The sequence below is a fragment of the Dyella sp. genome, assembly GCF_035685805.1.
Taxonomy (GTDB): Bacteria; Pseudomonadota; Gammaproteobacteria; order Xanthomonadales; family Rhodanobacteraceae; genus Dyella_A.
The window spans coordinates 77,541-84,439 of sequence record NZ_DASSAB010000023.1 but is presented as its reverse complement, the minus strand read 5'-3'; the positions used below and the strand labels follow the sequence as shown (position 1 = coordinate 84,439).

Sequence of the window (6,899 nt, the reverse complement as noted above, 5' to 3'; positions counted from 1 at the left end):
GTTTATGGCCTTGCTGGCGAAGCTCCAAAGACGCTACCGTCCATCGGGTCCCTCAGGCCTTTCTCCGATGCCACTGGTCCGGCCTAACCACTCATTCAAGCGGACGCGCGTACCGCGCGCCGCTTAACTCAAGCGTTAGGCGCCACAGCCGTGAACGAGCAGGTTCTCATTGCGAATTGGTCGGAGCAAAAGCTCTCGCACAACTACTTCCGCTTGATTGCCGAAGTGACAGTCGAGCATGAATTTGTTCGCCAGCGCGGTCATCCGTCTAGCTATGCCTTCGTTAGCTTCAGTGCTGTTCCGGCTGATGCTCTGGCCCTGCAGTTCTCGGTCGCCTGGCCCGTTGAATTCGATTCGGAATACTGCCTCCGCATTCAGCACACCATTGGTGAGGCGGTCGTTGACTCGCTTGTCAGTGCGGGCGGCACACGCCCGTATCGCGGTTGCTCGCTTACGCTTTGCGCCTTCGGCTGGGATTCGGTTGGAGGTAGTGAAGTGGCGGTTCATCGAGCTACCGAAAAGGCAATGGAGTCATTGCGTCAGCGCGGGCAGTGGAGCATCGTCAATGGAAGGTACCGTTCCTATGTATAGGCGAGCGTCGCCTAACCCCTCCATCGAGCGGACGTCTTCCAGCGGGCTTCGCCCGCTTCCAGCCGCCGCTCATGTCGAACGTTAGGCCCCATGTCTGGAGAGTTGCTGACGCGCCCGCTGTCTCGCGAGGAGCTCGATGATGAGCTCTCTTGGCTCGTGCAAGCGCTGTCCTCTCGGGGCGTTGCGAGCTGCCAGGTCTTGTTCGGCTTTGCTTGGGGTAATGGCTACTACCCCACGGCCAAGTGGGAGTACGAGCAAATAGCGCTGGGCGAACTGGTCGCGGCCGTCGACTCCGTAGAGGAGCGGGGTCTTGGGCGGCTTGGCTGGGATGATCTGTGGGTACAGCTCGCTGAGCCGGCGGTAGAATATCGTTTCTGCAACGACTCAGATCTGCATCTAAAGTTTGCCGAGCCCAGCTGGGTCGTTGAGCTTACCCAGGCGCGCTGGCAAGAAAGGGGCTTCCTGCTTGGCCACGAGCGTGGCAGAAAAGTCCATGGGGGCTAACAATTCGTCCAAGCCGACGCCGCTTCGCGGCGCGGCTTAACTCAGGTGTTAGGGCTCATATGAAACGTCCACGCACTCCACAGGAAAAGAAAGCACTGAGCCTTGAGAACGATCGGCGTAACGTTGTTGCCGAGAGTCAGTGGGGAGGCCGCGACGCCATCGCCAAGCGGAAGCAATGGGTCAATCAATCTCATCGCAAGGCGGTACATCAGGAGCTTTCTGCCTTGTCCGGCAGCGCGCCTGCCGACCCAGAAGCAGTTGAATCTGCTGTTGCTTCAGCCAAGCGGCACAATTGGCGCAAGCAACCTGATGTTCCGCTCAAAGAGGCTCTTGCGTTACGCCGGTCTCGCAAGCTAGGAGGCACCGGCAATGAGCCCTAACAAATCATTCAAGCCGAAGCCGCTTCGCGGCTCGGCTTAATTCTGGTGTTAGACGGCTCGACTGATGAACTCACTCGCAAACATTGGCGGCCTTGTTCTCGCGTTTGCGTCACCTTTTGTGTGGGCTGCCGCCCCTTCCTCAGGGGCTTCGCTTGACTGTAAGGCTGGCCCCGTACAGCAGGAATTCGCCGCGTCTACTTGGAACATCTACGCCTGCTCGGATGGCAAGTCAGCGGTGGTCGTGCCTGTCAAAGTTATCAATGGTCAGTTCGGCTACTTCTTCATCTCACCAAAGGGCCAGGGCGTCAGTGTTGTGGGCGAGGGTTGGGGCGATGATGCTTCGTTTCGCCCCGTATACGAGCGGTTACAACGCATCACGACCGCAGAGCTCAAGGCAATAATTCTGGCAGCTCATCATGGCAAGTAAGCCGTCTAACATCTCGTTCAAGGCGGACGGCTGCGCCGCCACTTAACTCAAGCGTTAGGGCCCACAGGAAGTCGGCGAGGATCATGTGACAACAGCCCAGGCGGTACTCGATCGAACCACCTATGTGGCTTTGGGGCACTTTGTTGTTGCCTTTTCGGGTATCCTTGGATCACTCGAATCGTCAACTATTCAGCTTCTCGGCGCCAACGGCCGCGCCCGAATTCTTATCGAAGCTGCGCTCGCTGACCGCACGGCGTACCCGATCATGTCTTCGTTCTTTTCGGTGTTCTACGCCTACTGGGGCGAGAAGATCACTCCGGGAGACAAAGCCGTCCTAAGACAGTTGCGGCGTGAGCTCATCAGCCTCATCGAGATCCGGAACAGGCTCATGCACGATGCTTGGATGAGCACTACCGTAGGCGGCGACGAGGGACCTCACCCGCTGTCACGTATGCGTGTGAGAGCCCATGGAGCCGGGGTCGAGTACGAGATGGAACCGCATTCGCCACAAGACCTAGAACAGCTGGCAGCCGACGCCACCCGACTGCCTAGCTGTGTCAATGGTACCGTTTGGTATTGTCGCCCTGGGCAAGTTGGCCCAGAGCTTGAACAACGTTACACGGTCGTAAGCGACAAGCTCCAGCGAGTCCAACCGCGTGGGCCCTAACCATTCGTCCAAGCGGACGCCATACTGGCGCCGCTTAACTCCAGCGTTAGCGCTCATGGGACAGACTTTCAAATACGTGCCGGCCTATTTCCTACCGCAGCACTTGCTACCGCCTGGCTTTACTTACCCACAGAGCTACCGAGAGTTTGCGGAGAGTGGCGTCAGCCATGTAGGGGATCGCAACTACGGCTGGACAATCCTGGACACAGTTAACGTCGAGAGCTATGTCGGCTACGCCAGGCGGGTGTCTCCCAACATCGCCTTAGTTCCCTTCATGCGTATCTATGGGCATGACAACCTTGCGTGCTTTGACGCGTCGCGCTTCGACCAAGAGTCGAGAGTTTACTTCGTAAAATTCTGTGAGCCGGTGCGCTTGGACGGAGGCGACGAGACGTTCGCCGAGTTCCTAGCATCTATACCCGCAGACGACGAGCCAGATGATCTGGAATGAGCGCTAACAATTCATTCAAGCCGAAGCCGCTTCGCGGCTCGGCTTAATTCAGGCGTTAGCCGTATGAAAGGCACCACTATCCTTCACAACCCACCCGGCTTCGAAACCTTTGAGCTAGCTCACCGCATCGAGCAGGGTCAGCATCATTTCGAGGTCACGTATGGCAGCTCGTTTTCGGAGCTCTACTACGATTTCACTCCCCAAAGTTTTCGCACCTCGGCTGACCATCAAGAGCTAATCCATCAACTCGGTCGTGCCGGCCTAGCATGGCTGCCGCAGGTGCTCGAGCAGCTCGCAACTGGTAGCGTTCAGTACACAACTGCGCAGCTCATGTCGCTCGCCAATGGCAGCTCCGCGGGCTAACAACTCGTTCAAGGCGGACGCGCTGACGCGCGCCGCTTAACTCCAGCGTTAGGCACATGGAAAGCCATCACTACCTTGCAGAGTCGGAATTACCAGCGGGGTTCACATACCCAGCTTCGTATAGGCATTTTGCTGATGCGTGCTCGCCTAACGTAGTCGCCATCCCTGGGCTTCCGCCATGGATATTCGCTGGTAACTTGGCGTGGGCGGTCAAAGAGTCCTCATCCGTATTTGGGCATTGCTTAGTGCCCTTCGCTCAGGCGGTTCAACGAGACTTGCTGTGCTACTTCGTTGCTGCTGATACAGGGGGCAACAAGGTTGTTGTCACGAACCCGTGGGAGCCAGACGCGAGGTTTCGCCACTACGAAGAGCTCCCTAGCTTTGAGGCTTGGCTGGACTTTGCTAGGGCCTATAGCGCAACCTTTCTCACGGAGAACCCCGAGTACAGCTCCAGGCCAGCATGGTTCCCCGGGTCACTCGCGTAAGGCCTAACAACTCGTTCAAGGCGGACGCGCGTACCGCGCGCCGCTTAACTCCAGCGTTAGCCATATATGCCCATTCGCCCATCGCAGTTTGACTCAACCGCACAGCAGTTGGCGCCCCATCTCATCAACTTGCCCGGCAAGCTCATCGCAATCGACGGTCGCGATTGTTCTGGCAAAACAGTTCATGGGGTCAGGTTCACTTATTTAGTGCTGGGAAGTAAGCCCGACCCCGTTCCTTCCTGTCTCAACTCAAACGTTGCACCAGGAGCCACATGGCCATTCCCGACTCACTTCTGATATTGGCTGGATTTGTGTTCGCGCACGCCGCTTGGAGCGTGTCAGATCTTCCAAAAGGGGAGCATCTTGTGCCCCTTGCGGTCGTTGAGACGGCAGGGCAACGGCAATTGCTTCGCTTCGAGGCAGAGACACAGGAAGGAGCAATTATTCGAGGGAAGGCTTCGCTCAGAGAAAACGAAGGCTCCTTCGACGAGTGGGTTTTCGCTCGGGAGGGTCAAGTGCTTGAGTCCGGGCGCTACGTTGACGTGCTGACTATTGAGGGCAAGGCAAAAGGGATGACTCAGTCGGTCATATTCGTACAACGATTCCAGCCCTTCTCAACCGGACAATTCAAGCTGGTTGGCGAGCCTGTTGTATCTATAGGGGGCAAAGAAATCGCACCGAACGAGTCAAAGCAACTCATTGAGAAGCTATATGCCGGAGCCCGAACTCACACCAAGGCGGCGAAGCTTTGGGGCCATTGGATATCGCCGTGACAATGCGGGACAACTCGTTCGAGACGAACCAGTGCACTGCCCCTCAAAGCAGCTAATCCGGTCAGGCTCACGTATCTAGCGCTTGGGCCCCGGCGTTGAGGAGATCACGGCCAAGTGGTCGCTCAAGTGCTCGCCAACTAGGTGCGAATCGTCTCCACCGCCTCACCTTGATAGGAAACCGACCGCGCGATCAGCCAGATCGCCGGGTAGTAGCTGCCGAGAATCCACAGTGATTCGAACGGTAGTGCGGCGTGGAAGCGGTCGATGGCGATGAGGCTGTCGCTGGCCATGAAGAGCACGGCGCCGAGGGCGGCGCGACGCGCGGGCACGGCGAGTGCGTCACGTGCGGCGGCGTGGTGCCAGGCGCGGCCGATGGCCTGTCCGGTCATGGTGGCGAGCGTCAGCGCGTAGGTCACGACGGGTATGCGCAAAGCGGGCGCGAGGCCGGACCACAGTGCCGTCAGCAGGGCGATGGCGGCGAGCCAGCAGGCAACGAGGCCGAGCGGGCGCACGCCGAAGCGGCTGTCCGCGAGCCACGCGGCGATGAAGCACAGGTGGCCGAGCAGGAACATCGCCAGCCCCGGCACGAACAGGTCGGCCGGCAGCATCAGCAGCACGTCACCGCATAGCGCGAAGCCGAGCCCGGCGAGGATGCGGCGGCGGTAGCGCGGGGACAGCGGTGTGGTGACGCGCGCAGCGAGCAGGATGACCAGTACGGTGGCCAGTGGCTTGCAGAACCAGTGCAGCCAGCGCCCGGGGCCGGACGGGTCGGCCTGCATCCACAGTGCGCCGACAATGGCCCCGGCCGCCGTGAGCGCGATGGCCGGGGTTAGCAGTGGAGTGATGCGGCGCGGCGTGGTGGCGGGCGAAGCAGCGTTCATGCCGGCAACCGGTGGTGATTGATTGGGCCGATCATAGCGGCGGCCGCAGGGTCGCCACGCGCGGTGATGACGGCTGGAACGACCTTGGCTATCGGCGCGCTCGCGTGCGCGGCGCTGACGAGCAGGCCCTGGAGCATGCCACGGGAATCACTGGCAACCGGGCCATCGAAGCGCACGCCGACGTCGCGCTGGCTGACAAGGTGGTGACGTTGAGCGCAAGCCTGGTGTCGTCTGCGCAAGTGACCTCGCCGACGTCAATGGCCAGCGCGGCAGTAAGCAGCCGGTGCGGACGCACGCGCGCCGTGAATCACGACCTGGACACCCTCGGGGAGCAGCAACGCCCGCCGTACCGCCCGCTCCCGCGCCGCTGCGCCACATCACTCGATGGATTCGATCCCGTCTGCAAGCCGCAGCCACGGATGCTGCCTTGTCGCATAGACGCAGACGCTCGGCGCGGGGAAGCCCGGGTCGGCAAATGCGCCGACGGGGATGGCAACGAAGCCGGGCATGGCATCCATCCGGTAGAAGACGGTGGCGCCGCAGCGGGGGCAAAAATGGAATCGCGCGGTGGTGCCTTCGTCGCCGGTAAGCGCGAACGCGGTGCTGTCGCCCGTGATCTCCACCGCCTCGGCCGGAAACCGGGCCTGGACGGCGAACGCGCTGCCGGAGCGCCGCTGGCATGCCAGGCAGTGACATACCGAAACGCGTACCGGCTCGCCGCGGGTGCGTGCAGTGAGCTTTCCACAACTGCAGGAGGCAAGACGTTCGGTCACGGCCGCGGCCAGCCCGACCCGCTGGCGCCGTGGTGGCGGGCCCGCGAGCTATCGACGAAACCGGCCGTCACGCCGCGCCCTCCAGTGACGAGCGCCTAGTCACGGCTCCGGGCGCGATCCGGCCGATCAACCCGAGCCAGATCTGCGGGACCAGCAGCGCCGTCGCAACGATGAAAATCGTGCGGCCCGCCTGCATGGGCTCGAACAGGTGACCCCAGCCGACGCGGAAGCCTGCCGGCGCAGCGACGGCATCCAGCAGGAGGACCACGGCGGCGCAGGCGGCCACCGTCACGATGACACTGGCAACCACCACCGACCCGTGGGACAGCCGACCGGCCCGCCTGCCGACCAGCAAGGCCAGCGGCGTGGCAATCAGATGTGCGCCAACCATGCCCGGGATAGGTGCGTCGACCCCCGCGTCATCCAGCAGTACCTGGATGACCAAGGCGAAGCCGACGAAGCAGACCGCAAAGACGATGGTGCCTGCGGCCACTTTGGTTTGCATGGCGGTGGGTGCCTCGCTGGTGACGGGCGGCGGCGTGCACGACGCCCCGGCGCAACATGCGCTCGACCCGCCTTCGCGTCAACGAGCCGAGCGGACCGC

The 6,899-nt window shown here is 61.2% G+C and carries 10 protein-coding genes; 7 read left to right on the top strand and 3 right to left on the bottom strand.

Features of this window, described 5'->3' with window-relative positions; all coding sequences use genetic code 11:
* The first annotated feature begins 150 nt into the window (after nucleotides 1–150).
* The 7 genes from VFG40_RS05005 (at nucleotide 151) to VFG40_RS04975 (ending at nucleotide 4,641) form a co-directional block, all read left to right on the top strand.
* Nucleotides 151–591 carry a hypothetical protein gene (locus VFG40_RS05005; RefSeq protein ID WP_324895533.1) on the top strand — a complete coding sequence of 147 codons (441 nt, stop codon included), beginning with the start codon at nucleotides 151–153 and terminating at the stop codon, nucleotides 589–591.
* A gap of 90 nt (nucleotides 592–681) precedes the next feature.
* Nucleotides 682–1,095, top strand: coding sequence for a hypothetical protein (locus tag VFG40_RS05000; protein WP_324895531.1), 414 nt, complete (start codon nucleotides 682–684; stop codon nucleotides 1,093–1,095).
* Nucleotides 1,096–1,154: 59 nt separating this feature from the next.
* On the top strand, nucleotides 1,155–1,475 hold the full coding sequence (locus VFG40_RS04995) for a hypothetical protein (protein WP_324895529.1): 321 nt from the start codon (nucleotides 1,155–1,157) through the stop codon (nucleotides 1,473–1,475).
* Nucleotides 1,476–1,539: 64 nt separating this feature from the next.
* Nucleotides 1,540–1,902 carry a hypothetical protein gene (locus tag VFG40_RS04990; RefSeq protein ID WP_324895527.1) on the top strand — a complete coding sequence of 121 codons (363 nt, stop codon included), beginning with the start codon at nucleotides 1,540–1,542 and terminating at the stop codon, nucleotides 1,900–1,902.
* Between the two features lie 722 nt (nucleotides 1,903–2,624).
* Nucleotides 2,625–3,020: a hypothetical protein gene (locus tag VFG40_RS04985; RefSeq protein ID WP_324895526.1), complete on the top strand. Its 396-nt coding sequence runs from the start codon at nucleotides 2,625–2,627 to the stop codon at nucleotides 3,018–3,020.
* Between the two features lie 63 nt (nucleotides 3,021–3,083).
* Nucleotides 3,084–3,383: a hypothetical protein gene (locus VFG40_RS04980; protein ID WP_324895524.1), complete on the top strand. Its 300-nt coding sequence runs from the start codon at nucleotides 3,084–3,086 to the stop codon at nucleotides 3,381–3,383.
* A 757-nt stretch (nucleotides 3,384–4,140) separates the two neighbouring features.
* Complete coding sequence (locus VFG40_RS04975; protein WP_324895522.1) at nucleotides 4,141–4,641, top strand: hypothetical protein; 501 nt, start codon at nucleotides 4,141–4,143, stop codon at nucleotides 4,639–4,641.
* A 137-nt stretch (nucleotides 4,642–4,778) separates the two neighbouring features.
* Here the strand turns inward: VFG40_RS04975 and VFG40_RS04970 are convergent, their stop codons facing one another.
* The 3 genes from VFG40_RS04970 to VFG40_RS04960 all read right to left on the bottom strand — a co-directional run bounded on the left by VFG40_RS04970 (nucleotide 4,779) and on the right by VFG40_RS04960 (nucleotide 6,800).
* Nucleotides 4,779–5,522, bottom strand: a complete 744-nt coding sequence (locus VFG40_RS04970; protein ID WP_324895520.1) for a lysoplasmalogenase — start codon at nucleotides 5,520–5,522, stop codon at nucleotides 4,779–4,781.
* A 377-nt stretch (nucleotides 5,523–5,899) separates the two neighbouring features.
* A complete protein-coding gene (locus VFG40_RS04965; protein WP_324895518.1) occupies nucleotides 5,900–6,295 on the bottom strand; it encodes a GFA family protein in 396 nt (131 codons plus the stop codon).
* 67 nt (nucleotides 6,296–6,362) lie between these two features.
* Nucleotides 6,363–6,800: a hypothetical protein gene (locus VFG40_RS04960; RefSeq protein ID WP_324895516.1), complete on the bottom strand. Its 438-nt coding sequence runs from the start codon at nucleotides 6,798–6,800 to the stop codon at nucleotides 6,363–6,365.
* Nucleotides 6,801–6,899 lie beyond the last annotated feature (99 nt).